Here is a 24,442-nt window from a genome sequence, read left to right as displayed (position 1 = left end):
CTTACTGCCCCAGCCGTTCGAGCAGGATCGGCACATGCACCTGATCGGACTTGTAGTTGCCGGTCAGCATGTACATCATGATGTTGACCCCGCCACGCAGCGCATAGACGCGCTGCATCGGATCCGGCGGGACAGTGGGAAACAGCGGGGCCCCACCGGCATCGATCGCCCATGCGCCGGCAAGATCATTGGCGGTTATCAGGATGGGCGACACGCCGTCGCCGGTGCGCACGGGGCGGTCGTCGTCGTTGGAGGCGTCGAGCGAGGCTTCCACCCACATCGGGCTGCCGTTGAAGCGGCCGGGAAACTCGGGGACCATATAGAACGACTTGGTCAGCACATGGTCTGCCGGCACCGGCTCCAGCGGCGGTATGTTGAGGTTTCCGAGAATGTCGCGCAGACGCTGGGTGGCGGGGCTCGCCGAGCCTTCGCCGAAGCCGCTCGAATACTGGTCGCGCGTATCGAACAGCACCGTTCCGCCCTGACGCATATAGGCGTCGATGCGTGCGATGGCGTCTTCGTCCGGCATCGGGGAGGCCGGATCGATCGGCCAGTAGATCAGCGGGTAGAAGGCCAGTTCGTCTTTCGCGATATCCACGCCTGTTGGTTCTCCCGGTTCCATCGAGGTTTTCTCGACGAGAAAGCGGGTGAGACCCTGAAGGCCGGCACGGCTGACAGCATCGACGCCTGACGTACCGGTGATCACATAGGCGAGCCGCGTGGTCGAGATCGCCTCTATGGATGCGGCATCGTCCGGCTTCGCATCCTGCGCGGAAGCATTCTGGACGAGCAGGACAGAAAGGGAAGCGGCAAGCAGCATCGAGGCCGCGGCCGTGGTGGCAGCCGTATTGCGGCCCTTGCGCCGCCGCCCCAGAATGCCGCCCATCCATAGAACCGCCAGCGTGTCGAGCGCCATCAGCACAAGCGCGGCAGCAATGAAGGGACCTTTGAGAAGGCTCGATTCGTCGAAGGCATAGGCGATCTCCGTCACCGGAACCTGCGCCTGCGGCCGTGCGATCGGCTGCATCCTGCTTTCGGAGGAAAGCAGATTGTGTGCCAGCACGCCGGCTTCCGAACCATAAAGGCCGGGCGGGTTCTCCATCGTCACCGCAGCGCCGGAGCCCGGCGTCAACGGCCGTGCCTCGGGAGAGGGAGGGACGAGGGCGCCGTCGGCGGCGATCATGCGGTAAGGCGCAAGTGCTGCCGGCGTGGCGTCGGCCGGCGTCTCGATGCTGCCCTGATTGCGCGAGAGCAGCACGACGCGCTGGAGCATCTCCACGAAGCTGCCGGAGATCGGCAGGTTCGACCATGTCGCGGTCGGCGCGATGTGGAAGAGCACGATGCTGCCCTTGCCGCGCTTCGCACCCGTCACCAGCGGCGTGCCATCGGCAAGGCTCACCCATGTGCGATCGACGATGTCCGCCGAAGGCTCGGCCAGCACCTGCCGGCTGACCGTCACCTCGCGTGGCGGGGTGAGATCGGCGAAGGGGCCGGAAGCGGGAAACTCCGTCACCGGCTGCGGTGTGGTCCACGAAAGCGCGCCGCCGAAATTGCGCTCGCCGCCGCGCAGCCGCACGGGCAGCAGATCGTCGTTGCCGGCATTGGCAAGCCGGGGACCGGCGAAACGCACCAGAGTGCCGCCGCCCTGAACCCAGTCGGCGAGCCTCGTCCGCGCCTGTTCGGGCATGGCGCCGACATCGGACATGATGATCATGGCCGGTTTCTGGTCGAGGATCTGGGGAATGGCCTCGGCAAGATCGGGGTTTGACGGCTCGATCAGGTCGGCGAAGGGAGAGAGCGCACGGCGGATATAGTAGAGCGGCGACAAAAGCGGCTGTGCCTGATCGGCCTCGGATTGCGAGATCAGCCCGACGCGGCGGCGTCTGGAGCTTTCGTCCAGAACCCGCACCGCGCCGGCGTGGCGTTCGCCGTCCAGCGCGACGGAGGCGAAGTCGTTGCGCAGCTCGAACGGCACGGTCATCGTCGCCGTGGCCGTGTCCTCGCCGGCACCGAAGGCGAGCACGGCATCGGCGATGCGGCGGCCCTTGTCGTCGAAGGCGCCGGCGGTGAGACGGGCGGGCGCGGCATTGCCCGGTGCCCGGATCGCCGTCAGCGAGAAGCCGTCAACCTCGTTTTCCGTCGCCGTCACGGCGATCGGCGCGATGTGTTCGGGTGCGGCCCATATGAGGCTTGCCGCGCTGCGCGCCAGAAGTGCAGCGAAAGCCGGCTCATCGCCCGGAGCTTCCAGCCCGTCGCTGAGCACGGCGATGCCGGCGCCCGGCATAGCGGCGAGTGCCTCGCCAACACGCGCATAGATCGCCTGCCGGTCGGTCGGGATCGGGCGCGGCATGGTCGCGCGCAGGCGATCGAGCGCGGCGTTGGCGTCGAAGGGACCGATGTCGGCATTCGGCTTTTCGGCGGTAAAGGCGAGGATGACCGGAATGTCGGACGTGCCGGCATCCGCGATAAGACGCCGTGCGGTGGCGACGCGCTTGTCCCAGTCAGGTGCGGAAGCCCAGCCGTTATCGATGACCAGCGCGAGTCCGGCTCCGCGCGCAGGGGTTTCCTCCCGCGGATTGAGCACCGGGTCCGCGAGCGCCATGATAACAAGCGCGGCCATGAGGAGACGCAGAAGCGTCAGCCACCACGGGCTTTGCCGTGGTGTTTCCTCGCGCTTCAGCACGCGGGCAAGGATCTTCAGCGGCGGGAACAGCTCGGTCTGGGGTCTGGGCGGGGTGAAGCGCAGCAGCCACCAGATCACCGGCAGCGCCAGCAGCCCGAACAGCACCATGGGCGCTCCAAAGGAGAGCGGCAGCCAGCTCATGCCGATTGCCTCCCGCTTTGCTTTTGTGCGCCGAAACCGCCGGTGGCGCTCAGCGCCGCATGCAGGCGCACCAGCGCCTCGGAGGCAGGCCGGTCGGTGTGGCTGACGGTGAAACTCCAGTCGTGGCGTCTGGCATGGGCGGCGAGCTCCTCGCGACGCGCCACATACAGGCGCCGATAATCGGCGGCCAGCGTCTCGGCCCGGCCGGCGGTCAGCTTGTCGCCGCTTTCGGGATCGGTGAATTCTGTACGGCCCGAATAGGGGAAGGTTTCCTCGGCGGGATCGGCAATCTCGATGAGATGGGCACGCACGCCGTTGCGGGTCAACACGTCCAGCCAGCCGAGCGTGTCCTCGATCGGATCGAGAAAATCGCTGATCAGGACCACATCGCTGAAGCGCCGGATCCCGGAGAGGTCAGGCCTGTCCGGCAGTGCCGACGCATGGGCGAGGTGCGAGGCGATGCGCTCGGCGCCGTTGCGGGCGCTGAAGGGGTCGGTGAGGCCCGGCCAGCCGATGCGCTCGCCGCCGCGCGACAGAAGTTCCGCAGCGGCGAGCGCCAGAACCAGCGCGCGCGACTGCTTGGATACGGTGGCGAGCGTCGATTTGTAGAGCATGGAGGCGGACATGTCCGCCCACAGCCACACGGTGTGCGCGGCTTCCCACTCGCGGTCGCGGAGATATGTGTGGTCGTCGCGAGCCGAGCGGCGCCAGTCGATGCGGCTGACCGACTCGCCATCCACATAGGGCCGGAATTGCCAGAAATTCTCACCGATGCCGCGTTTGCGGCGGCCATGCCAGCCCGAAACCACCGTGTTGACGATACGGCGCGCCTCGATCAGCAGGTCCGGTACGAGGGCGGCCCGCTGGCGTGCCCTTGCCAGCGCCTCGCGCGCTTCGGCAGGAGCCTGGAACTCGCCGATCCTGGCCATCAGACCGCCTTTGCAAGCCTCGCCACGACATCGCGCACGCTCATGCCTTCGGCGCGTGCGGCGAAGGTCAGGGCCATGCGGTGCTGAAGGACCGGCTCGGCCAGCGCCTTCACGTCGTCGACGGAGGGAGCCAGACGCCCGTCATAGAGGGCGCGGGCGCGGGCGCACAATGTCAGCGCCTGGCTGGCGCGGGGGCCAGGGCCCCACGCCACGTCGCGGTCGGTTTCGGCATCACCCTGTCCGGGGCGCGCCGAGCGCACCAGCTTCAGGATCGCGTCGACAACGGTTTCCGGCACCGGCATGCGGCGGATGAGGGTCTGGATTTCCCGCAGCCGCTCCGGCGTGAGGATGTTGGCGACGCGGACCTCGGACGTTCCCGTCGTTTCCAGAAGAATGCGGCGTTCGGCGTCCATATCCGGGTACAGGATGTCGATCTGCATCAGGAAGCGGTCTAGCTGGGCCTCGGGCAGGGGATAGGTGCCTTCCTGCTCCAGCGGGTTCTGGGTCGCCAGCACATGAAAAGGTGCGGGCAGGTCATAGCGCTGCCCGGCAACGGTGATGTGGTATTCCTGCATGGATTGCAGCAGGGCCGACTGGGTGCGCGGCGAGGCGCGGTTGACCTCGTCGGCCATCAGCAGTTGCGCGAAGATGGGGCCGGGAATGAAGCGGAAGGAACGGCGGCCGTTCTCGTCCTGCTCCATCACCTCCGAACCCAGAATGTCGGAGGGCATGAGGTCCGGCGTGAACTGCACGCGGCGGGTATCGAGGCCAAGCACGATGCCCAGCGTTTCCACCAGCTTGGTCTTGGCAAGGCCCGGCACGCCGACCAGCAGCGCATGGCCGCCCGCCAGAAGCGCCACCAGGGTGCGCTCGACCACGCTTTCCTGACCGAAGATCACTCTGCCGACGCCGTCGCGCACTGCCGAAATGTCGGCCAGAGCCTTTTCGGCCTGCGCGATCATGTCCTTTTCGCTGATCGGGCTTTCGGTGACGATGACGCTCATGGTGTCTCGGTCCTCTGGTTTCGGCCCTGCTGGCGGGCAATGACCTGCCCACGATGCCGTGACTCGCAGCATTGCATAAAGACGTGAAGAGTCTAAATCACAGGCTAAGGCTGACAAGCGCGACAACAGTGACTATTTCGTGACCATGAGCGAACGCAAGCCAGAACAGGAACAAGGTCTCGCAGCCGCCGCAGATGCCGGCGGACTGGAGGCGCTGATCGCCCGCGCGACCCGGTCCGGCAAGGGTCTGCCGCCTGTGGACAAGTGGAATCCGGATTTCTGCGGCGATCTCGATATGGAGATCCGCGCCGACGGAACGTGGTTCTATCTCGGCACGCCGATCGGGCGCCCGGCGCTTGTGCGGCTCTTCTCCACCGTGCTGCGCAAGGACGAGGATGGCCGCACCTATCTGGTGACGCCGGTGGAAAAGGTCGGCATCCGCGTCGTCGATGCACCCTTCGCGGCCGTCGAGGCTGACGTTTCGCAGCGGGACGGGCAGCAGATCGTTACCTTCCGCACCAATGTCGGCGATGTGGTCGAGGCCGGACCCGACAATCCGATGCGCTTTGTCGAGGAAGAAGAAACCGGGGGGCTGAAGCCTTACGTTCTGGTGCGGGGTCGGCTGGAGGCGCTGGTTTCGCGCCCGGTCATGTACCAGCTTGTCGAGCATGGCGAAGAGGTGGAGACGCCGCAGGGCCCGATGTTCGCACTGCGCTCCAATGGCGAGGTTTATCCGATCATGCCGGCCGCCCGGCTGAAACAGCTCAGCGGTTGATTGCAATGGCTCCGAAGTCTCCGTTTTCGGCCGAAGGTTTTCGCATGCGCGCGTTGGCGCAGTCACCCGCAGAGGCGCCGGGTCAGGTCTATGGCGATCACCGTTTCAATCCGGGCCATCCACGGCTCGCGCTGGAAACCATGCAGTTGCGGCCGGCCGCGGTGCTGATCCCGGTGGTGGACCATGGCGACGAGGCCACCGTGCTGCTCACCAAGCGCTCCGAGACGCTGCGCAATCATACCGGGCAGGTGGCATTTCCCGGCGGGCGCGTCGATGCCACCGATCCCACGCCGGAATACACGGCGCTGCGCGAGACGCAGGAGGAAATCGGCCTGCCAGACAAGTTCATCGACGTGGTGGGGCGGATGCCCGACTATGTGTCGGGCAGCGGTTATCTCATCTCGCCCGTGCTTTCGGTGGTGAAGCCCGGTTTCCGCCTCGACCTCAACCCGCAGGAGGTCGATACGGCCTTCGAGGTGCCGTTGCGCTTCCTCATGGATCCGGTCAACCATCGCCGCGACAGCCGCATGTGGAACGATCTCGAATGGTATTTCTACGAAATGCCCTATGACGGCCAGCGCATATGGGGTGTGACTGCCGGCATCATCCGCACCCTTTATGAAAGGCTCTATGCGTGAGCGACAAGGTAAGCATTGCCGGGCGCGGCGACTGGCTGGCGGACGAGCATCTGCAGCGCCTGCTTTCGGTTCTGAGCGCAGAGGGCGAGGAAGCGCGCATCGCGGGCGGAGCGGTGCGCAACGCATTGCTCGGCCAGCCGGTGGCCGATGTCGACATCGCGACGACTAACCTGCCGGCCGAGACCATGCGCCGCGCTAAGGAGGCAGGTTTCAAACCTGTCCCGACCGGTATCGACCATGGAACGATCACGGTGGTTGCCGGCGGGCGGCCGTTTGAAGTGACGACGTTGCGGGCAGATGTCGAGACGGACGGTCGCCATGCCCGCGTCGCCTTCGGGCGTGACTGGAAAGCGGATGCGGAGCGGCGCGATTTCACCATTAACGCGCTCTACGCCGAAGCCGACGGCACGGTTATCGACTTCGTTGGCGGGCTGGCTGATATCGAGGCGCAGCGGCTGCGGTTCATCGGCGATCCGGAGGCACGCATCCGAGAGGACTACCTGCGTATTCTGCGGTTTTTCCGCTTCTTCGCCTGGTATGGCGGCGGCCGGCCAGACGGGGAGGGCCTGAAAGCCTGCGCGCGCCTGAAGGAGGGGCTCGACCGGCTGTCGGCGGAACGCGTCTGGGCGGAACTGAAGAAGCTGCTTTGTGCGCCCGATCCATCGCGCGCCCTGTTGTGGATGCGCCAGTCCGGCGTGCTGTCGCGCATTCTTCCCGAAAGCGAGAAATGGGGCATCGACGGAATCCATGCGCTGGTGCGCGCCGAGGGCGATCTTGACTGGCCGGTGGATGCCATGCTGCGGCTGGAAACGATGCTGCCGCCAGATGCGGTGCGCATGAAGGATCTGGCGAAGCGGATGCGCATGTCACGGGCGGAAGCGAATCGTCTGGATAAGTGGGCGCTTGCACCCGCCGTCCGGCCCGGCACGACTGAAGGCACGCTTGCCCGCGAGCTTTATGAGGGCGATGCGCAGGCCATGGCCGACCGGCTGGCGATTGCCCTTTCAGCAGCGCGGGCCCGCGCTGCTGAAGACGACAAGGCGCTGTTGGAGGCTGGCGGCTATGCCCGGCAACTCGGCTTTGTGCGGAAATGGACGAGGCCGGAGTTCCCGCTCAAGGGCGCCGACCTGACGGCACTTAGCATCGCGCCCGGCCCAACCCTCGGAACGCTGCTCAGGCGGCTTGAGCAGGAGTGGATCGCAAGCGGTTTCATGCTCGGGCGCGATGCGTTGCTGGAGCGTGCGACGGAAGAGGTCAGGCCGCGTCCCTGATCTTCTCGATGCGCGAGCGTATGGCCTCGATCATCGTTTCACGAATGACGCTCTCGCCGTGTGTCTCACGCATGTGCTCGACGGCGCGGCGCATCACTTCCGCTTCCTCGTCTGCGCGGGTGTGCCATTCGCAGCCCGGGACGAGCGAACCACAGTGAAATTGCTTCATCGGTGTCTCCTTTCCTCGTCTTCAATGAAGTGCGAGCATAACACATCAGGCGCGAAGTCGATCCATTGGGTAATCACATTTGATGGCAACGGATCGGCATATCAGGCGCAGCAGCCGGCTGCGCCTGATATGCGACGGCCGGGAAAACGCTATTTCACGACCGTGACGGACTCGGCGATCTTGTTCTTGCCGTTCATATCCCAGTTCACCGACACCTTCTCGCCGACCTTGAGGCCCGGATTCCTGAATGTCTTCGCCAACTGGAAGGCCGAGCCGTCCTGAAGGACGAGCGTCTTGCCGGCGGTGAACTGCCTGATCTGGCCGGTGGTCTGGTGGGGAGCGGCGAATGCCGCCGAACCGCCGGCGAGGAGGAGGGTTGCAACAGTCGAAACAACAAGCTTGCGCATGGCAGGCTCTCCGTGAGATCGCGAACCCGATGCTTTTGCAAGGGTCCGGATTGAGCGGACCGTCCGGACACGTCGGGTCGCGGTCCGAAGCTTGACGAACCGCCGGCGTTTCCCGGTCCGTCATGAAATTTATCCCTGTTTTTCAGCAGGATATTAGACTAAAAAGAAATTTTTCAGGGGCGTGGACGCCACAATCCATGTCCGATTTCGCAATCTGGACATGGATTGTGGCGCCGGCTCTTTTCACGGAAATTTTAGCGCAGGACAGGGTGCATCAGGGCCATTTCGCTTCCGGGGGCAGGCTGGAAAGGATGGAGTTGACGTTGCCGCCGGTCTTCAAACCGAACGTGGTTCCGCGGTCATAGAGCAGGTTGAACTCCGCGTAGCGGCCGCGACGGATCAGTTGCTCCTCGCGGTCCTGCTCGGTCCAGCCATCGTTGAAGTTCCTGCGCACGACGTGCTGGTAGGCAACCAGGAAGGCGCGGCCGACATCCTGCACGAAGGCGAAATCCGCCTTCCAGCCGCCCTTGTCCTCGGGCGAATGCAGCCAGTCGAAGAAGATGCCGCCGATGCCGCGCGGCTCGTTGCGGTGTGGCAGGAAGAAATATTCGTCGCACCATTCCTTGTAGCGGCCGTAATCGACGATGCCGGCATGCTTGTCGCAGGCGAACTGCATGGCGCGGTGGAAAGCCACCGTGTCGGGGTCTTCCTGCGTGCGCCGCCTGTCAAGCACAGGGGTGAGGTCCGCGCCGCCGCCGAACCACTGGCGCGAGGTGACGACCATGCGCGTGTTCATGTGGACGGTCGGGACGTTCGGGTTCCACGGATGCGCGATCAGGGAAATGCCGCTGGCCCAGAAGCGCGGATCTTCGTCCGCACCGGGAATGTGGCTGCGGAACTCGGGCGAAAACTCGCCATGGACGGTGGAGGTGTGGACGCCGACCTTCTCGAAGAGGCGGCCCTTCATGATCGACATGACGCCGCCACCGCCGCGACCTTCGTCGCGATCCCAGGGCGTGCGCTCGAAGCGGCCGGGCGTCCATGAAGATTGCGGGCCGGACAATTCGTCCTCGAGGCTTTCAAAAGCCGCGCAGATGCGGTCGCGCAATTCCTCGAACCAGAACCTTGCCGTCTGCTTCTTTTCTTCGATGTCGGCGGGCAGTCCTGCCGGAATGTCGGGTCGCTGTTGCACTGGCATCTCCGCTTGCGGACCCCGTGGTCCGTAAAATGACTCGTCTTTTGTGGCCGTGATCCCTAATCTCTGTGAAGCAAGCGTCAAGGAGGCTTTTTTGCGAACGCCCGCAAGACCGCCGCTGGATGGGCTGAAGAAGCGGCTGGAACGAAGCCGCATGGAGCGCGGCGGCAAGTCGCGCGACGGTTTCCTGAGGGAGACCTTCGTGCTGTCGCGCCCGGAGGCGCGCGCCAAGGCGCAGGAATGGTTCAAACGCTGGCCGAAGCAGGCCTACTGGACCGAAATCGAAAGTTGGTTCGAGCGTCCGGGCGACGTGATCGAATTCACCATACGCCGGCTGCCGGCTGCGGATTGAAACGCCTCAGCGCAATTGCCGGAGAGCTTCTCCCGCCACCATGGCGACCGACAGGGCGATGTTGATGCTGCGGGCGCCTTCGACCATCGGGATGGTGAGGCGTGCATCGGCGCTGTCATGCACGCGCTCGGGAACGCCGGCCGATTCGCGCCCGAACAGCAGCGTGTCGGTGGAAGCGAAGTCAAAATCCGTATAGGAGGCCACGGCTTTGGTGGAGAGCAGCACCAGACGTCGCCTTCTCTGCCGTCTTTCTTCCTCGAAGGCGTTCCAGTCGACATGGCGGGTGAGGGCGGCCATCTCCAGATAATCCATGCCCGCCCGTTTCAGGGCACGGTCGGAAATATCGAATCCTGCCGGTTCGATCAGGTCGACGTCGAGCCCCAGACAGGCGGCCAGCCGCAATATGGTGCCGGTATTGCCGGCGATGTCGGGCTGGTAGAGTGCGATGCGGGGGCGGTTTGCGGGAGACATATAGGTCACTGGTTCCGTTGCAGTTCGGCCACAGGCGGCGCGGGCATTGTCCGCTTGCCCGGATGAGGTCTGGCCATGATTTGCGAATGGATATATAGACGCTTCATTGTCAACTCGAACCGAAGGAGGCGGATATGCATATGCCGATGCACCCAATCATGTACCGTCTCCCACCAGTCGCCTGATGGCGGCAGTCGGTTCGACGTTCATCTGATCTAACAAGCACGCTCGATTCGATTTCCGCTGGAACCACGCGTGGTGTCCTGCAGGAATCCCGACTTGTCTCGTCCATCAGATCCTTAAGCTACCGCCTCGTTCCGTATCCTGTCGTGGGCATTCGGCGAGGCAGCCCTATATTCCCCGCATGCGGCTGCTTTCGTGGCTGTTTTTCCGGCTTTCCAGGGTCGCTGCGCGGGCATCGAAATTTGAACGCAAGAGAACAAAGATGTTTCGCTGGTTTGAAAAGAGGCTTGATCCCTTTCCCATAGAGGAGACGGCAGAGCCGCCCAAAACCCTCATTGCCTTCTGTGTGCATTTCACGCGCGGCGCATGGCCTTATATCGCCATTGATGCGGTCCTGATCGCTGCCATCGCCATCACGGAAGTGTGGATGTTCCAGTTTCTCGGCTCGATCGTGGACTGGCTGTCAGCGCATGATCGCGAAACCTTCCTGCGGACGGAAGGCTGGAAGCTGGCCGGCATGGCCTTTGTCGTGCTGGTGCTGCTGCCGGGTACGGTGTGGTTCCAGTCGCTCATCCACACGCAGACGCTGATGGGCAATCACCCGATGCGCATCCGCTGGCAGGTGCATCGCTACCTGCTCAAGCAGTCGATGACCTTCTATCAGGACGAGTTCGCCGGCCGTATCGCCACCAAGCTGATGCAGACCGCGCTGGCGGTGCGCGATTGCGTGATCAAGCTGGTCGATGTGCTCAATTATGTCGTCGTCTATTTCCTCGGCGTGCTGGTTATCGTCGGCTCGGCCGACTGGCGGCTGGCCGCGCCGCTGCTGGTGTGGCTGGTGGGCTATCTGTTCCTGCTGAAGTACTTCGTGCCGCGCCTGGGCAAGGTCGGCAAGGAACAGGCCGACGCGCGCTCGCTGATGACCGGGCGCATCGTGGACAGCTACACCAACATCCAGACGGTGAAGCTGTTCTCGCACGCAAGGCGGGAAGCCAGCTATGCGCGCGAAAGCATGGCGCTGTTCCTCGACACCGTCTACCGGGCGATGCGGCTGGTGACGAGCCTCTACGGGGTTCTCTACCTGCTGAACTCGATGCTTCTGGTTGCCGTGGCCGGCCTGTCGATCTGGCTGTGGCTGGGCGAGCAGGTGTCGATCGGCGCCGTCGCGGTGGTCATCGGCCTCGTACTGAGGCTGTGGGGCATGTCCCAGTGGATCATGTGGGAAGTCTCGGCGCTGTTCGAGAACATCGGCACGGTCCAGGATGGCATCGGTTCGATCTCGATCCCGCGTCTGGTCGAGGACAAGCCGGGCGCGAAGGAACTGATGGTCGACAAGGGAGAAATCCGTTTCGACGACATCGGTTTCCACTACGGAAAGAAGAGGGGCATCATCGAGCACCTTTCACTGACCGTGAAGCCGGGCGAGAAGGTGGGCGTTGTCGGCCGCTCGGGCGCGGGCAAGTCGACACTCGTCAACCTCCTGTTGCGTTTCTACGACCTCGAGCGCGGGCACATCCTGATCGATGGGCAGGACATTGCCGATGTGACGCAGGATTCGCTGCGCGCCCATATCGGCATGGTCACGCAGGACACGTCACTCCTGCACCGCTCCGTGCGCGACAACATCCTCTACGGCCGTCCCAATGCGACCGAGGAGATGGTGATCGAGGCGGCACGGCGGGCCGAGGCTTTGGATTTCATCGCCGGGCTTTCCGACGTCAAGGGGCGCAAGGGACTGGATGCCCATGTCGGTGAGCGGGGCGTGAAGCTGTCGGGCGGCCAGAGGCAACGCATCGCCATCGCGCGTGTTATGCTGAAGGACGCACCGATTCTCATCCTTGACGAGGCGACGTCCGCGCTCGACTCGGAGGTCGAATCCGCCATTCAGGAGAACCTCTACCGGCTCATGCAGGGCAAGACCGTCATCGCCATCGCACACCGGCTTTCGACCATCGCGGCGATGGACCGGCTGGTGGTCATGGACAAGGGTCGCGTCATCGAGGAAGGCACCCATGACGAGCTGATCGAAAGGGGCGGCCTCTATGCGCAGCTGTGGCAGCGTCAGTCCGGCGGTTTCCTCGTCGATGACGGACAGCATGAGCCGGCTGCCCGCATGAAACTCGAACTTGGAGAAGAGCCGGCCGAATGATCGACGCATGCTCCACCGAGCGGCAATCTTTCCACGCTGAACCGGCGGAGCAGCTGCGATGATGAAGGCCATCTACAACTGGTTCGAGGAGCGGGTCGATCCGTTCCGGGAGCCCGCGAACCTGAGGCCGCCGGCAAGTGCCGGCGGCTTCCTTTGGCACTATGTGGGTCAGGCGAAGTTCGCGTTCTTCGCCATGCTGATCATCGGCGGCGTGGCGCCGCTGGTGGAGGCGGGGCTGTTTTATTTCGTCGGACGGCTGGTCGACATACTCGACCAGCTCCCTTCCGAACGCAGCTGGGCAGCGCTCTGGGATGCCGCAGGCTGGGAACTGATTTTCATGGTCGCGGTGGTGCTGGTCGGCCGCACCATCGTGGTCAGCCTTTCTGCCCTGCTGAACGAGCAGACCATAACGCCGGGCTTCTACAATCTGGTGCGCTGGCAGGCGCACCGGCATGTCTCGCGCCAGTCCTATTCCTTCTTCCAGAACGATTTCGCCGGCCGCATCGCCACCAAGGTGTGGCAGGCGGGGCAGGCGACCGGCGACCTGATGGAGAGCTTCATCGAGGTCGTGTGGTTCATGATCGTCTATACGGTCACGACGCTTGTGCTGGTGGCCGGCCTCGACTGGCGGCTGGCGGCTCTTGTCGTCGTCTGGATCGTTGCCTTCGGCTGGCTGGCGCGCATCTATGTGCCTGAAATCCGCAAGCATGCGGAAGCCACCGCCGAAGCGGGCTCGATGATCAATGGCCGCATCGTCGATTCCTATTCGAATGTGCAGACGCTGAAGCTGTTCGCCGCCGATGGCGACGACCGCTACCTGCGCAATGGCTTCGACATTTTCCTTGGCGCGCTGCGTCCCTTCACGCGCCGCCTGACCGGGGTGCGCATGGCGCTGACGGCGCTCTCGGGCGTCATGATCACGCTGATCGCCTGCTTCTCCATCTATCTGTGGGTCGAAGGTGCCATCACTGTCGGCGCGGTGGCCTTCACGCTTTCGCTGGTGCTGCGCCTCAACATGCTGCTCGGCCGCCTGATGATGCAGCTCAATGGCATCCTGCGGAATCTGGGCGTGCTGGAAAACTCCAAGGAACTGATCTCGCAGCCGCTCGGGCTGGTCGATGCGCCCGATGCGCAGGAGCTTGTCGTCACCGGCGGGCGCATCGAAGTCAGGGATCTTGCTTTCCATTATGGCAAGGGACGGGGCGTTCTTGACGGCATCGACCTGACCGTAAGACCGGGCGAGAAGATCGGCCTGATCGGTCCGTCGGGCGCGGGCAAGACCACTCTGGTCAATCTCATCCTGCGCCTCTACGACGCCGAGGGCGGTTCGATAAGCATCGACGGGCAGGATATAAGGACCGTCCCCCAGAATTCCCTGCGATCCAATATCGGTGTTGTCAGTCAGGATACGGCGCTGTTTCACCGCTCCCTGCGTGACAACATCAGGCTGGGCGCACCGGATGCAACGGAAGAAGAGGTGATCGCTGCGGCCCGCAAGGCCGAAGCGAATGAGTTTATCTCCACCCTGCGCGACAATCGTGGTCGCAGCGGTTACGATGCTTTTGTCGGCGAGCGCGGCGTCAAGCTCTCCGGCGGCCAGCGTCAGCGCGTCGCGATTGCCCGCGTTTTCCTGAAAGACGCGCCGATTCTCATCCTCGACGAGGCCACATCGGCGCTCGATTCGGATGTCGAGGCCGCGATCCAGGAAAATCTCCACAGGCTGATGGAAGGCAAGACCGTCATCGCCATCGCGCACCGCCTTTCGACCATCGCGGCGCTCGACCGTCTGGTCGTGCTTGATCAGGGGCGCATCGTGGAGCAGGGCACGCATGAGGAACTGGTGGCGCTGGACGGCCTCTATGCGCGGCTGTGGAAGCGGCAATCCGGTGGTTTCCTGTTCAATGAGGAAAGCCCTCTGGAAGAAACCCGGCCAGCCTGAGCCCGACGCGCAGACCTTTTCCCATACTTGCGCGCGACGGGCTAAAGCCGGAAAAAACCGGCATTTTTCATTGCCCGCGACAATCTGCCCATCTTCATGTTGCGGTCTGGACAAGTGCTGCCTTCGCGCATAAACCGAAGTCAAAATGCCGGAGGAGTTCGCTAGCCTGTTGCCATGCGTAAAAGGCTGGCGTTTGAGCGGGGAAAAGGCTCGATCTTTCGGCACGGATGAGGCGAAAGGATCAGTCACCCGTGAGCGAAACAGATATCGAAAATCCAGCCCGGCGAGATTTTCTATACATCGCCACCGGCATGGCCGGCGTTGTCGGTGCAGGCGCTGTGGCCTGGCCGTTCATCGACCAGATGCGTCCTGACGCGTCGACGCGTGCGCTTTCCTCGGTTGAAGTCGATGTCGCGGCTCTGGAGCCGGGCATGTCGCTGACCGTGAAGTGGCGCGGCAAGCCGGTTTTCGTGCGCAACCGCACCGAGCAGGAAATCGAGGCCGCCAAGGCGGTGAAGCTCGATGAACTGAAGGACCCGGTGGCCCGTAACGCCAACATCGCTTCCGATGCGCCTGCCAACGACATTGATCGTTCGGCTGGTGAAGGCAAGGAAAACTGGCTTGTCATGGTCGGCGTCTGCACCCATCTCGGCTGCATTCCGCTCGGCCAGCAGGGCGATTTCGGCGGCTGGTTCTGCCCGTGCCACGGCTCGCACTACGATACGGCCGGCCGCATCCGCAAAGGCCCGGCGCCCGAGAACATGACCGTGCCGGTCTTCGAGTTCATTTCCGATACCAAGATCCGCATAGGCTGAGGCAGGGGACAATTCGATGAGCGAGGGACACTCCACCTATGAGCCGACCACCGGCCTTGGCCGCTGGTTCGATGCACGTCTGCCGCTGCCGCGGCTGGTCTATGACAGCTTCATTGCCTATCCGGTTCCGCGTAACCTCAACTACATGTGGACCTTCGGCGGCATCCTGTCGATCATGCTGGTCTCGCAGATCATCACCGGCATCGTGCTGGCGATGCATTACGCGTCCGACACCGGCATCGCGTTCGGCTCCGTCGAGAAGATCATGCGTGACGTGAACTCCGGCTGGCTGCTGCGCTACATGCACGCCAACGGCGCGTCGTTCTTCTTTATTGCCGTCTATCTCCACATCATGCGCGGCCTCTACTACGGCTCCTACAAGGCGCCGCGTGAGCTGCTGTGGATCCTGGGCTGCATCATTTACCTTCTGATGATGGCGACCGGTTTCATGGGCTACGTTCTGCCCTGGGGTCAGATGTCCTTCTGGGGCGCTACCGTCATCACCGGCTTCTTCACTGCCATTCCGGTGGTGGGGACGTGGATTCAGGAACTGCTGCTCGGTGGCTTTGCCGTCGACAATCCGACGCTGAACCGCTTCTTCGCGCTGCACTACCTGCTGCCGTTCATGATCGCCGGCGTGGTCGTGCTGCACGTCTGGGCCCTCCACGTGACGGGCCAGAACAATCCGACCGGCATCGAGGTGAAGTCGAAGACCGACACGGTCGCCTTCACGCCTTACGCGACAATCAAGGACGCGCTGGGCATGATCGTGTTCCTGATCTTCTTCGCCTACTTCATCTTCTACATGCCGAACTATCTCGGCCACCCGGACAACTACATTCAGGCTGATCCGCTGAAGACGCCGGCCCACATCGTTCCGGAATGGTACTTCCTGCCGTTCTACGCGATCCTGCGCGCCATCACCTTCAACATCGGCCCGATCGACTCCAAGCTGGGCGGCGTTCTGGCCATGTTCGGCGCCATCGCCGTGCTGTTCGTGGTGCCGTGGCTCGACACGTCGAAGGTTCGTTCCGCGGTCTACCGTCCGTGGTACCGTCTGTTCTTCTGGATCTTCCTCATCGACTGCGTGTTCCTCGGCTGGCTGGGGTCGCGTCCGGCGGAAGGATCCTATGTGATCATGGCGCAGATCGCGACGCTCTACTATTTCGGGTTCTTCATCGTGATCATGCCGGTTCTGGGGCTGATCGAGACGCCACGGCGCCTGCCCAACTCGATCACCGAGGCAGTGCTGGAGAAGAATAAGGCCGGCGGAGCCGTCCACCCCGAAGGCGCTGCTGCGTCGCCTGAAACCCGCGGCTGAGCGACGAGTCTTTCGAGAGGAATTTGGGTATGAAGAAGATTCTCGCTTCACTGGCCGCGGTGGGCATGGCGATAGCCGCAGGCACCGCCATCGCTCAGGAAGAGCACAGCGCGACCGAGCCGACGCATTTCCCCATCCACAAGCCCAAGAATGTGGAGTGGAGCTTTGCGGGCCCGTTCGGCACCTATGACAAGGCGCAGCTTCAGCGTGGCCTCAAGGTCTACAAGGAGGTCTGCTCCGCATGTCACTCCATGGATCTGGTCGCGTTCCGTACGCTTGAGGACCTTGGCTATTCGGAAGCGCAGGTGAAGGCGTTTGCTGCCGAATACACCATCGAAGATGGCCCGAACGACGATGGCGACATGTTCGAGCGTCCGGGTCTGCCGTCCGATTACTTCACGCCGCCGTTCCCGAACCATCAGGCAGCTGCGGCCTCCAACGGTGGCGCTGCGCCGCCTGACTTTTCGCTGATCGCCAAGGCGCGCGGCGTGGAGCGTGGATTCCCGACGTTCATTTTCGACATCTTCACGCAGTATGCCGAAAACGGTCCGGACTACATCTACTCGCTGCTGACCGGCTACGACGAGGAGCCGCCGGCAGGCATGGAGATCGCCGAAGGCACGCACTACAATCCGTATTTCATCGGCGGCAAGTCGCTGGCCATGGCCGCTCCCTTGTCCGATGATCAGGTGACGTATGACGATGGTGCGCCGCAGACGGTCGATCAGTATTCGCGCGACGTGTCCGCGTTCCTGATGTGGGCTGCCGAGCCGCATCTCGAAAGCCGCAAGAAGACCGGCTTCCGGGTCATGGTGTTCCTGATCCTGTTCGCCGGTCTGATGTACGCCACCAAGCGCAGGGTATGGGCGAACGTCCCCCACTGAGCGGCTTGTCTGGAGATTAAAAATGAAAGGGCGCTGCTTGGCGCCCTTTTCTTTTGGCCCGAACCCACGCAACATCGGCGCGAAACCGGAAACTGTCCATGACCTCTTCGACCACGGAAAAACTGCTCTCCGCAATCCGCACCATTGCCGACTATCCGAAGCCGGGCGTGCAGTTTCGCGATATCACCACGCTGCTTGGGGATGCCAATGCATTCGCCATGGCCGTGGAAGGGCTGGCGCAGCCTTTCGTGGGCAAGGGCGTCAACAAGATCGCGGGTATCGAAGCGCGTGGCTTCATCCTCGGCGGCGCGGTGGCTCACCGGCTTTCGTCCGGCTTCGTGCCGATCCGCAAGAAGGGGAAGCTGCCGCATGATACGGTGCGCGTCGCCTACAGCCTGGAATATGGTCTGGATGAAATGGAAATGCATCGTGACGGGGTGAAGCCCGGCGAAAAGGTCATTCTCATAGACGACCTGATCGCCACGGGAGGCACGGCCGAGGCGGCGGTCAAGCTGCTTGGACAGATCGGGGCCGATATAGTGGCGGCCTGCTTCGTCATCGATTTGCCCGACCTCGGCGGCCGCAAGAAGCTGGAAGCGCTCGGCGTTCCGGTGCGGACGCTGATCGAATTCGAGGGCGATTGACGCGGGAAAGGCCCACATCGTCTTTCAGCCGGGCCACATGGCCTGACTCATGGAATGCAAGGACATTTGGCCGGAGAAGCCGGCAGCATTCGCCACGCGCATGCTGTTCCGTCGCTGCATCTGCGGCGCGCATAGGCCGCCGACGCGCTATTAAAGCGTGTCGCGATCTTTCAGATTCGCTCCTTACGCTTCAAATTCCTGTTTTTGCGCATGTCGTCCCGAAACCGGTTCTCCCTTTCGGGCGACATGCTTTCGTCGCTGCCGGGCTCAGACGGGCTCTTCTCCAACCTTCACCAGCACCGCGTTATCGAATTCGAGCACCTTTGTGCCTTTGTCGTCGAAGGCTTCGCCTCGGGCATTGAGCAATATCCAGCCCGGCCGGGAGGCGAGCGGGCGATGCCCCAGATCGGTACGGGTGAAGGTTATGGTCTGGCCGGCATAGACCGGTCTCAGCCATTTCAGATTGCGGAAGCCGGGGGAGGGGCCGAATTCGGGCGCCGGCCCTTTGCCCTTCCAGCCGGCTATCGCCGCATCGCGATCCTGCGCGTTGAAGCGCATCCACATGGATGCCGTATGCCAGCCGGAAGCGCAGAGCCCGCCGAATACGCTGTTGCGGGCGGCGTCTTCATCCATGTGGAAGGGCTGCGGGTCGAATTTTGCTGCGAACGCCTTGATTTCATCGGCCTGAAAACTGTACGCGCCGAGCGTGCGGCTGACGCCGAAATGGAAGAACTCATTCAGGCTCATTGGGCAGCCTCCCGGCTCAGGAACATGCCGGTGTTCTGCAGTTCGAACACGCTTTCGCCACGCTGGTTGATCATTTCGGCGCGCATGGACACCAATCCGAGACCGGGCCGTGAGGACGATATGCGCTTGGCGAGCACAGTCGAGCGGGCCGTGAGGCGATCCCCCGCCAGAACGGGCTTCTTCCATTTGACTTCGTCGATGCCGGGTGAACCCTGCGACGTGGAGTCGAGCAGCAGAGAATCACACAACAGACGCATGAACATGCCGCAAATGTGCCAGCCCGAGGCAGAGAGGCCGCCCAGAATGCTGGCTTCACCGGCCGCTTGTTCCAGATGCATGGGCTGAGGGTCGAACTCGGAAGCGAACTCGACAATCTCCTCGGCTGTCACCAGTTTCGATCCCAGCTCAAGCGAACTGCCGACCTCGAAATCCTCGTAAGCCCATATTTTCCCGGCCATGCGCACAATCCCGTTCAAGTTTGTACGATTATCATGGACGCGGATTCTCCGTTGCGCAAGCTGCTTTGCAACGCCTTTTCCACGGCAATCATGTCAAGAAAGCGCGCTGTCCTGAAGGCAGGTTTTCAACGCTGTGGCTTTTCATCTGGCACAAGCTTATCTGGCGGGTAACGCAGAACAAACTTCAATATTCCTGATATGTGAAGGTTTCTGGTTTTGTTTGATTGATCCTCAGATCAGTCAGGGCTGCAGCGGAAAATCTGCTTTTGCAGCAGGAAGGTAGACGGATGTCAGTTTCGGTGAACAGTGCCCCTTCGGCAGCCGGCTCGAACTGGCCCGCGCTCCTTGCTCTCGTGACCGGGGCGCTGGCAATGGCGGTATCGCCGATTCTGGTGCGGCTGTCCGATGTCGGTCCCTTCGCCAGCGCTTTCTATCGCGTATTCCTGGCGCTGCCGTTTCTGTTCGCATGGATGCGGATTGAACAGAAGCGCAGCAAGGCGCCTGCACCGGCAAGACGGTTCTCACCGGCGGTGATCGCCACGGGTCTTGCGTTCGCGGGAGACCTGTTCTTCTGGCATCTGGCTATTCTCAACACCACCATTGCCAACTCCACTTTCTTCGCGACCACTGCGCCGCTCTGGGTCGGCCTGCTGGGGTGGATCGTCCTTGGGCGGCGTGTCACCGCGGCCACCGCTGTTGGCCTCGTCTTCTGTCTTGGCGGCGGCGCAGCGCTGGTCTGGCATTCTTTTGAATTGTCACCGGATCATCTGCTCGGAGATCTCTTCGGGGCGCTTACCGGTCTGTTCTTCGGCATCTACTTCCTTACGGTGGAGAGGGCGCGGGAAACCGAGGGCGCGGCCTGGATCACATTCCATATGAGCCTGATCACAGCGGCTCTGCTGGCGCTGGCCGCGGCAGGCGCATGGCTGCTCTATGGCCAGCCGATGTTCCCCTCGAACGCCATCGGATGGCTGGTGCTGGTCTGCCTTGCCGTCATCAGCCATGTCGGAGGACAGGGGCTGCTGTCCTACGCTCTGGGAACGCTGCCTTCGATGTTCTCGTCGCTGGTGATCTTCATGGAAGCCGTGGTGGCTTCGGCGCTTGCTTGGCTTGTCTTCGGTGAAGCCATAACCCCGCTTCAGGGGCTTGGAGGCCTTGCCATTCTGTGGGGCATCTGGCTGGCAAGGCCGCAGACGCGGGGCAGGAAGAGCGGCAAAGCCTGACAGGCACTGCCGCTCCTGCAGGATCAGGTGTTGAACTTGAACATCAGCACGTCGCCATCCTGAACGACATATTCCTTGCCTTCGTCACGCGCCTTCCCGGCTTCCTTGGCCGCGATTTCCCCTCCCAGCGTCACAAAATCATTGTAGGCGATGGTCTGGGCGCGGATGAAGCCGCGCTCGAAATCGGTGTGAATGACACCAGCCGCCTGCGGGGCCTTGGTGCCGCGCTCGATGGTCCAGGCGCGCGTTTCCTTCGGGCCGGCGGTGAAATAGGTGATGAGGTGCAGAAGCTCGTAGCCGGCCCGGATCAGACGATCCAGCCCCGGTTCCTCAAGACCCATGGATGACAGGAATTCCTGCGCCTCCTCGTCGGGAAGCTGCGCGACTTCGGCTTCGATCGCAGCGGAAATGATCACCACGCGCGCGCCCTGCGCTTCGGCCATCTTCCCGACGGCTCTGGTGTGATCGTTGCCATCGGCTGCATCGCTTTCAGCAACGTTGCAGACATAGAGGACCGGGTGTGACGTGAGCAGGTTGAGGCCCTGCAGGATGCGCAGGTCCTCCGCCGCCATGCCATCGAGCAGGACGCGTGTCGGCTTGCCGTTCTGGAGCAGCTCCAGCGCCTGTTCCATCATCGGAAGAACCGCGAGCGAATCCTTGTCCTTGCCGCTCGCGCGCTTGCGCGTCTGCACGATGCGCCGTTCGAGACTTTCCAGATCGGCGAGCATCAGCTCGGTCTCGACCGTCTCTGCGTCGGCCACCGGATCGATGCGGCCTTCGACATGGGTGATGTCGTCGTCCTCGAAGCAGCGCAGCACATGCACAATGGCATCGACTTCGCGGATATTGGCGAGGAACTGGTTGCCAAGGCCTTCGCCCTTGGACGCGCCACGGACGAGGCCCGCGATATCGACAAAGGAGATGCGGGTCGGGATTATTTCCTTCGAGCCTGCCGCTGCCGCGATCTTTTTCAGGCGCGGATCAGGAACTGCCACCTCTCCGGTATTCGGCTCGATGGTGCAGAACGGATAATTGGCTGCCTGTGCGGCGGCTGTTCTGGTCAGTGCGTTGAAGAGCGTCGACTTGCCGACATTGGGCAGGCCGACGATGCCGCATTTGAAACCCATGATTTCCTGATCCTGTCCTGCTGGGAAAGTAGTCCCGGCTATGGTCGATAGGGCGCCCGCTCGTCAAGGCCGGGCAGCTTATTCCTTGCCCAGAAGCTTCCTGAGCATCGCGGCCATGGGGCCGTTTTCCGGCACCTTCACGGCTGGCGCGTTCTGACGGGCCTGCCGGATATGGCTCTGCGCCTTGGGCGCTGCTTTCTTCGGCGGTGGAGTGTCGTTCTCACCGGTCGGCTGAAGCTTGTCGCGCAGTGTCAGCGTAACCCGGTTCATGAAGGAATTGTCGTCACCCTTTGCTATGAGGGCTGCATTGTCGCCAATCGCCTCGATCAATACGTCCAGCCATTCGCGGTCACTCTTCGAGAAATCGCCGAGGACGTGGCCGTGCACCATTTCCCGGACGCCCGGATGGCCGACGCCGATGCGAACCCGGCGGTAGTCCTTGCCGATATGCTGGTCGAGGGAGCGGATGCCGTTGTGGCCGCCGGCGCCGCCGCCCTTCTTCACCCGAACCTTGCCGGGTTCAAGATCGATCTCGTCGTAAAACACGGTGACCGCGGAGGCATCGAGTTTGTAGAAGCGAAGGGCTTCACCCACCGACTGGCCGGACAGGTTCATGAAGGTCTGCGGCTTGATGAGCAGCACCTTCTCGCCTTCAAGCCTGCCTTCGGCAATCTCGGCCTGAAACTTGCGCGACCAGGGCGAAAAGGAATGGCGGCGGGCAATCGCGTCCGCCGCCATGAAACCGACATTGTGCCGGTTGTTTGCATATTTCGCGCCCGGGTTGCCGAGGCCCACAAAGAGCAGCATCGTCAGTCTCCGGGCACTGAGATTTACTTCTCTTCGCTGTCCGCAGCTTCTTCGCCGTCGGCCTCGGACTTGGCAGCGGCAGAGCCGGCAACCGTGGCCACGGTGAAGTCGCGGTCGGCGATGAGGGGCGTGATGCCTTTCGGCAGCTTGATCGAAGAGATGTGGATGACGTCACCGATCTCGGTGCCTTCCAGATCGATGGTGATCGAATCCGGGATGGCGTTGGCCGGGCAGACGAACTCGACTTCGTGGCGCACGACGTTGAGCACGCCACCGCGCTTCAGGCCGGGCGACTTCTCTTCGTTGATGAAGTGGACCGGGATGTTCACGGTGACTTCCGACTTCGCGCTCACGCGCAGGAAGTCGACATGCAGCGGGAAGTCGCGAATGGCGTCAAGCTGGTAGTCCTTGGGCAGGACGCGGATCTTCTGTCCGTCCACGTCGATCGTGGCAACGGTGGTCATGAAGCCGCCGCCATGGATCTTGTAGAAGATGTCCTTGTACGACAAGGTGATCGCCAGGGGAGGCTGCTTGTCGCCATAGATAACTGCGGGAATCTTGCCGTCACGGCGAATGGCACGGGCGGACCCCTTACCGACCCTTTCGCGCGTCTCGGCCTTGAGCTCGTAGCTGGTGCTCATGGCATTTCCTTTCTTAATGTGCGGAGCGTCTGCAGCGGGCGTGCCCGAAACAGACGGGAAGACGCGGCGTCCCGAGTTTTGTCTTCGCCTGCGGGGCAGGCAATGGCAGTGCGGGAAGGCGGGCTTCGACCGCGTTGCCTCCAAGGGTGTCTACGCGGCTGGCGGCTCTATAACGGAAGGGGCCTTCTCACGCAAGGCCGCTGGCGAAAAGCCAGCGATCCTGCGCTGTTTTGCTCAGGCGGCCCGCTTTGTCTTCGTGCTGGGAAGGAAGACGGTCAGAAGACCGATCAGCGGCAGATATGAGCAGGCATGGTAGACGTATTCGATACCCTTCGCGTCTGCGACGATGCCCAGCAGGGCTGCAGCAATGCCGCCCATGCCGAATGCAAAGCCGAAGAAGATGCCGGCAATCATGCCAACGCGTCCCGGAACCAGTTCCTGCGCAAACACCACGATGTTGGAGAAAGCAGAAGACATGATCAGGCCAATGACGATGGTGAGAATGATCGTCCATTCGAAGTTCGCGTAGGGCAGGGCCAACGTGAAGGGAATCACGCCGATGATGGAGAACCAGATCATGGCCTTCTGTCCGAAACGGTCGCCGAAAGGGCCACCGAACAGGATGCCGAGCGCACAGGCGCCAAGGAAAGCGAAGAGGAGGATCTGCGACATCTGCACAGACACGCCGAATTTTTCGATCACATAGAAGGTGTAGTAGCTGGAAAGCCCCGCCATGTAGGCATTCTTGGACAGGACCAGAATGGTCAGGATGGTGAGCGCCCAGGCAACGCGCTTGCGCGGCAGCGTCATGATGGGGGCATCCGATTTTGTGGCGGAAGCCGTTCTCGCCTGCAACTGCTTGTACCAGTTGCCGACCCGGTAAAGAATGACGATGCCGAGCAGCGAAGCGAGCGCGAACCACGCAATGCTGCTCTGGCCGTATGGCACAACGACGAAAGCCGCCAGAAGAGGGCCAATGGCCTGACCCGCATTGCCGCCCACCTGGAACAGCGACTGCGCCAGACCGTGACGGCCGCCGGACGCGAGGCGGGCGATGCGCGAGGCTTCCGGGTGGAATATGGAGGAGCCGATGCCGATCAGAGACGCGCCGGCCAGCAGCACCCAATAGTGCCCGGCATAGGCAAGGATGATCAGCCCGATCAGAGAAGACATCATGCCGAATGAAAGAGAAAAGGGCATGGGTTTCTTGTCGGTGATCAGGCCCACCACCGGCTGCAGCAGCGAAGCTGTGAGCTGGAAGGTGAATGTCAGAAGGCCGATCTGCCAGAAATCGAGGCCATAATTGTCCTTGAGCAGCGGATAGATCGCCGAGAGCAGCGACTGCATGATGTCGTTGATGCCGTGACACAGGCTCACCGCCAGAATCACGGTGAGTGCCGTGCCGGTTCCGGAGACGCGTTGGGCGGGAAGGGCTGTATCGGTCAAGGCAAGGCTCCGTGCACTCAGGC

At 62.7% G+C, this 24,442-nt stretch carries 24 protein-coding genes; 11 read left to right on the top strand and 13 right to left on the bottom strand.

What is annotated here, in order from left to right:
* Position 1 precedes the first annotated feature (1 nt).
* The 3 genes from HNR59_RS19030 to HNR59_RS19020 are packed head-to-tail and all read right to left on the bottom strand — an operon-like array spanning position 2 to position 4,757.
* On the bottom strand, positions 2-2,824 hold the full coding sequence (locus HNR59_RS19030) for a DUF4159 domain-containing protein (RefSeq protein ID WP_183832623.1): 2,823 nt from the start codon (positions 2,822-2,824) through the stop codon (positions 2-4).
* The gene (locus HNR59_RS19025) at positions 2,821-3,753 is read right to left on the bottom strand and encodes a DUF58 domain-containing protein (protein ID WP_183832622.1); all 933 of its coding nucleotides are present in this window, start codon (positions 3,751-3,753) and stop codon (positions 2,821-2,823) included. Before HNR59_RS19025 ends, HNR59_RS19030 begins: the two co-directional genes overlap by 4 nt.
* Positions 3,753-4,757 carry an AAA family ATPase gene (locus HNR59_RS19020; RefSeq protein WP_183832621.1) on the bottom strand — a complete coding sequence of 335 codons (1,005 nt, stop codon included), beginning with the start codon at positions 4,755-4,757 and terminating at the stop codon, positions 3,753-3,755. The genes HNR59_RS19025 and HNR59_RS19020 overlap by 1 nt, the downstream gene beginning before the upstream one ends.
* A gap of 145 nt (positions 4,758-4,902) precedes the next feature.
* On the opposite strand from HNR59_RS19020, the gene HNR59_RS19015 reads away from it, so the two are divergent.
* Genes HNR59_RS19015 through HNR59_RS19005 form a run of 3 tightly spaced genes read left to right on the top strand, consistent with a single transcriptional unit; the run spans position 4,903 to position 7,441 of the window.
* Positions 4,903-5,532, top strand: coding sequence for a DUF1285 domain-containing protein (locus tag HNR59_RS19015; protein WP_183832620.1), 630 nt, complete (start codon positions 4,903-4,905; stop codon positions 5,530-5,532).
* Between the two features lie 44 nt (positions 5,533-5,576).
* Positions 5,577-6,170 carry a CoA pyrophosphatase gene (locus HNR59_RS19010; RefSeq protein ID WP_246374857.1) on the top strand — a complete coding sequence of 198 codons (594 nt, stop codon included), beginning with the start codon at positions 5,577-5,579 and terminating at the stop codon, positions 6,168-6,170.
* Positions 6,167-7,441, top strand: a complete 1,275-nt coding sequence (locus tag HNR59_RS19005) for a tRNA nucleotidyltransferase/poly(A) polymerase-related protein (protein WP_183832618.1) — start codon at positions 6,167-6,169, stop codon at positions 7,439-7,441. Before HNR59_RS19010 ends, HNR59_RS19005 begins: the two co-directional genes overlap by 4 nt.
* Here HNR59_RS19005 and HNR59_RS19000 read toward each other — a convergent pair.
* From HNR59_RS19000 to hemF, 3 genes are all read right to left on the bottom strand, one after another.
* Positions 7,425-7,610: a DUF1059 domain-containing protein gene (locus HNR59_RS19000; protein WP_183832617.1), complete on the bottom strand. Its 186-nt coding sequence runs from the start codon at positions 7,608-7,610 to the stop codon at positions 7,425-7,427. The two genes, HNR59_RS19005 and HNR59_RS19000, sit on opposite strands and share 17 nt — an antisense overlap.
* A gap of 149 nt (positions 7,611-7,759) precedes the next feature.
* Positions 7,760-8,017, bottom strand: a complete 258-nt coding sequence (locus HNR59_RS18995; protein ID WP_183832616.1) for a DUF1344 domain-containing protein — start codon at positions 8,015-8,017, stop codon at positions 7,760-7,762.
* A gap of 274 nt (positions 8,018-8,291) precedes the next feature.
* Positions 8,292-9,209 carry an oxygen-dependent coproporphyrinogen oxidase gene (hemF, locus tag HNR59_RS18990; RefSeq protein ID WP_343060867.1) on the bottom strand — a complete coding sequence of 306 codons (918 nt, stop codon included), beginning with the start codon at positions 9,207-9,209 and terminating at the stop codon, positions 8,292-8,294.
* Between the two features lie 97 nt (positions 9,210-9,306).
* Here hemF and HNR59_RS18985 point away from each other — a divergent pair, with 97 nt between their 5' ends.
* Positions 9,307-9,564, top strand: a complete 258-nt coding sequence (locus HNR59_RS18985; RefSeq protein WP_183832614.1) for a hypothetical protein — start codon at positions 9,307-9,309, stop codon at positions 9,562-9,564.
* 6 nt (positions 9,565-9,570) lie between these two features.
* Here HNR59_RS18985 and HNR59_RS18980 read toward each other — a convergent pair whose 3' ends face one another.
* Positions 9,571-10,035: a tRNA (cytidine(34)-2'-O)-methyltransferase gene (locus HNR59_RS18980; RefSeq protein WP_183832613.1), complete on the bottom strand. Its 465-nt coding sequence runs from the start codon at positions 10,033-10,035 to the stop codon at positions 9,571-9,573.
* A 445-nt stretch (positions 10,036-10,480) separates the two neighbouring features.
* On the opposite strand from HNR59_RS18980, the gene HNR59_RS18975 reads away from it, so the two are divergent.
* The 6 genes from HNR59_RS18975 (at position 10,481) to HNR59_RS18950 (ending at position 17,970) form a co-directional block, all read left to right on the top strand.
* On the top strand, positions 10,481-12,367 hold the full coding sequence (locus HNR59_RS18975) for an ABC transporter ATP-binding protein (protein ID WP_183832612.1): 1,887 nt from the start codon (positions 10,481-10,483) through the stop codon (positions 12,365-12,367).
* A 58-nt stretch (positions 12,368-12,425) separates the two neighbouring features.
* On the top strand, positions 12,426-14,306 hold the full coding sequence (locus HNR59_RS18970) for an ABC transporter ATP-binding protein (RefSeq protein WP_183832611.1): 1,881 nt from the start codon (positions 12,426-12,428) through the stop codon (positions 14,304-14,306).
* A gap of 227 nt (positions 14,307-14,533) precedes the next feature.
* On the top strand, positions 14,534-15,121 hold the full coding sequence (gene petA, locus HNR59_RS18965) for a ubiquinol-cytochrome c reductase iron-sulfur subunit (RefSeq protein WP_183832610.1): 588 nt from the start codon (positions 14,534-14,536) through the stop codon (positions 15,119-15,121).
* Between the two features lie 16 nt (positions 15,122-15,137).
* Positions 15,138-16,442 carry a cytochrome b gene (locus tag HNR59_RS18960; protein ID WP_183832609.1) on the top strand — a complete coding sequence of 435 codons (1,305 nt, stop codon included), beginning with the start codon at positions 15,138-15,140 and terminating at the stop codon, positions 16,440-16,442.
* Between the two features lie 29 nt (positions 16,443-16,471).
* Complete coding sequence (locus HNR59_RS18955) at positions 16,472-17,326, top strand: cytochrome c1 (RefSeq protein ID WP_183832608.1); 855 nt, start codon at positions 16,472-16,474, stop codon at positions 17,324-17,326.
* Between the two features lie 98 nt (positions 17,327-17,424).
* A complete protein-coding gene (locus HNR59_RS18950) occupies positions 17,425-17,970 on the top strand; it encodes an adenine phosphoribosyltransferase (RefSeq protein WP_183832607.1) in 546 nt (181 codons plus the stop codon).
* Positions 17,971-18,237: 267 nt separating this feature from the next.
* Here HNR59_RS18950 and HNR59_RS18945 read toward each other — a convergent pair whose 3' ends face one another.
* Together HNR59_RS18945 and HNR59_RS18940 are read right to left on the bottom strand one after the other, a co-directional pair.
* Entirely contained in the window at positions 18,238-18,717 is a 480-nt protein-coding gene (locus HNR59_RS18945) for a MaoC family dehydratase (protein ID WP_183832606.1), read from the bottom strand.
* Positions 18,714-19,175, bottom strand: a complete 462-nt coding sequence (locus HNR59_RS18940) for a MaoC family dehydratase (protein WP_183832605.1) — start codon at positions 19,173-19,175, stop codon at positions 18,714-18,716. Before HNR59_RS18940 ends, HNR59_RS18945 begins: the two co-directional genes overlap by 4 nt.
* A 287-nt stretch (positions 19,176-19,462) precedes the next feature.
* Between HNR59_RS18940 and HNR59_RS18935 the strand changes: the two genes are divergently transcribed.
* The gene (locus HNR59_RS18935) at positions 19,463-20,398 is read left to right on the top strand and encodes a DMT family transporter (RefSeq protein ID WP_183832604.1); all 936 of its coding nucleotides are present in this window, start codon (positions 19,463-19,465) and stop codon (positions 20,396-20,398) included.
* A 23-nt stretch (positions 20,399-20,421) separates the two neighbouring features.
* On the opposite strand, the gene ychF is transcribed toward HNR59_RS18935, so the two are convergent.
* The 4 genes from ychF to HNR59_RS18915 all read right to left on the bottom strand — a co-directional run bounded on the left by ychF (position 20,422) and on the right by HNR59_RS18915 (position 24,419).
* Positions 20,422-21,525, bottom strand: coding sequence for a redox-regulated ATPase YchF (gene ychF, locus HNR59_RS18930; protein ID WP_183832603.1), 1,104 nt, complete (start codon positions 21,523-21,525; stop codon positions 20,422-20,424).
* A gap of 78 nt (positions 21,526-21,603) precedes the next feature.
* Positions 21,604-22,332, bottom strand: a complete 729-nt coding sequence (gene pth / locus HNR59_RS18925; RefSeq protein ID WP_183832602.1) for an aminoacyl-tRNA hydrolase — start codon at positions 22,330-22,332, stop codon at positions 21,604-21,606.
* Between the two features lie 23 nt (positions 22,333-22,355).
* Positions 22,356-22,973, bottom strand: a complete 618-nt coding sequence (locus HNR59_RS18920; RefSeq protein WP_183832601.1) for a 50S ribosomal protein L25/general stress protein Ctc — start codon at positions 22,971-22,973, stop codon at positions 22,356-22,358.
* A 234-nt stretch (positions 22,974-23,207) separates the two neighbouring features.
* The gene (locus HNR59_RS18915; protein WP_246374855.1) at positions 23,208-24,419 is read right to left on the bottom strand and encodes an MFS transporter; all 1,212 of its coding nucleotides are present in this window, start codon (positions 24,417-24,419) and stop codon (positions 23,208-23,210) included.
* Between the last annotated feature and the right edge of the window lie 23 nt (positions 24,420-24,442).

The sequence above is a fragment of the Aquamicrobium lusatiense genome (assembly GCF_014201615.1).
Classification (GTDB): Bacteria; Pseudomonadota; Alphaproteobacteria; order Rhizobiales; family Rhizobiaceae; genus Mesorhizobium; species Mesorhizobium lusatiense.
The sequence above is the reverse complement of the archived record's forward strand: the minus strand, read 5'-3'. Positions and strand labels throughout refer to the sequence as shown.

What these genes read in the sequence shown, in the direction of transcription:
- HNR59_RS19010 (WP_246374857.1), top strand. Translation starts at nt 5,577, where the DNA reads ATGCGCGCGTTGGCGCAGTCACCCGCAGAGGCGCCGGGTCAGGTCTAT.
- HNR59_RS18955 (WP_183832608.1), top strand. Translation starts at nt 16,472, where the DNA reads ATGAAGAAGATTCTCGCTTCACTGGCCGCGGTGGGCATGGCGATAGCC.
- HNR59_RS19000 (WP_183832617.1), bottom strand. Translation starts at nt 7,610, where the DNA reads ATGAAGCAATTTCACTGTGGTTCGCTCGTCCCGGGCTGCGAATGGCAC.
- HNR59_RS18975 (WP_183832612.1), top strand. Translation starts at nt 10,481, where the DNA reads ATGTTTCGCTGGTTTGAAAAGAGGCTTGATCCCTTTCCCATAGAGGAG.
- ychF (WP_183832603.1), bottom strand. Translation starts at nt 21,525, where the DNA reads ATGGGTTTCAAATGCGGCATCGTCGGCCTGCCCAATGTCGGCAAGTCG.
- HNR59_RS18995 (WP_183832616.1), bottom strand. Translation starts at nt 8,017, where the DNA reads ATGCGCAAGCTTGTTGTTTCGACTGTTGCAACCCTCCTCCTCGCCGGC.
- pth (WP_183832602.1), bottom strand. Translation starts at nt 22,332, where the DNA reads ATGCTGCTCTTTGTGGGCCTCGGCAACCCGGGCGCGAAATATGCAAAC.
- HNR59_RS19025 (WP_183832622.1), bottom strand. Translation starts at nt 3,753, where the DNA reads ATGGCCAGGATCGGCGAGTTCCAGGCTCCTGCCGAAGCGCGCGAGGCG.
- HNR59_RS18940 (WP_183832605.1), bottom strand. Translation starts at nt 19,175, where the DNA reads ATGGCCGGGAAAATATGGGCTTACGAGGATTTCGAGGTCGGCAGTTCG.
- HNR59_RS18920 (WP_183832601.1), bottom strand. Translation starts at nt 22,973, where the DNA reads ATGAGCACCAGCTACGAGCTCAAGGCCGAGACGCGCGAAAGGGTCGGT.
- HNR59_RS18945 (WP_183832606.1), bottom strand. Translation starts at nt 18,717, where the DNA reads ATGAGCCTGAATGAGTTCTTCCATTTCGGCGTCAGCCGCACGCTCGGC.
- HNR59_RS19030 (WP_183832623.1), bottom strand. Translation starts at nt 2,824, where the DNA reads ATGAGCTGGCTGCCGCTCTCCTTTGGAGCGCCCATGGTGCTGTTCGGG.
- HNR59_RS19015 (WP_183832620.1), top strand. Translation starts at nt 4,903, where the DNA reads ATGAGCGAACGCAAGCCAGAACAGGAACAAGGTCTCGCAGCCGCCGCA.
- HNR59_RS18960 (WP_183832609.1), top strand. Translation starts at nt 15,138, where the DNA reads ATGAGCGAGGGACACTCCACCTATGAGCCGACCACCGGCCTTGGCCGC.
- petA (WP_183832610.1), top strand. Translation starts at nt 14,534, where the DNA reads ATGAGGCGAAAGGATCAGTCACCCGTGAGCGAAACAGATATCGAAAAT.
- HNR59_RS18980 (WP_183832613.1), bottom strand. Translation starts at nt 10,035, where the DNA reads ATGTCTCCCGCAAACCGCCCCCGCATCGCACTCTACCAGCCCGACATC.
- HNR59_RS19020 (WP_183832621.1), bottom strand. Translation starts at nt 4,757, where the DNA reads ATGAGCGTCATCGTCACCGAAAGCCCGATCAGCGAAAAGGACATGATC.
- HNR59_RS18935 (WP_183832604.1), top strand. Translation starts at nt 19,463, where the DNA reads ATGTCAGTTTCGGTGAACAGTGCCCCTTCGGCAGCCGGCTCGAACTGG.
- HNR59_RS18970 (WP_183832611.1), top strand. Translation starts at nt 12,426, where the DNA reads ATGATGAAGGCCATCTACAACTGGTTCGAGGAGCGGGTCGATCCGTTC.
- HNR59_RS18950 (WP_183832607.1), top strand. Translation starts at nt 17,425, where the DNA reads ATGACCTCTTCGACCACGGAAAAACTGCTCTCCGCAATCCGCACCATT.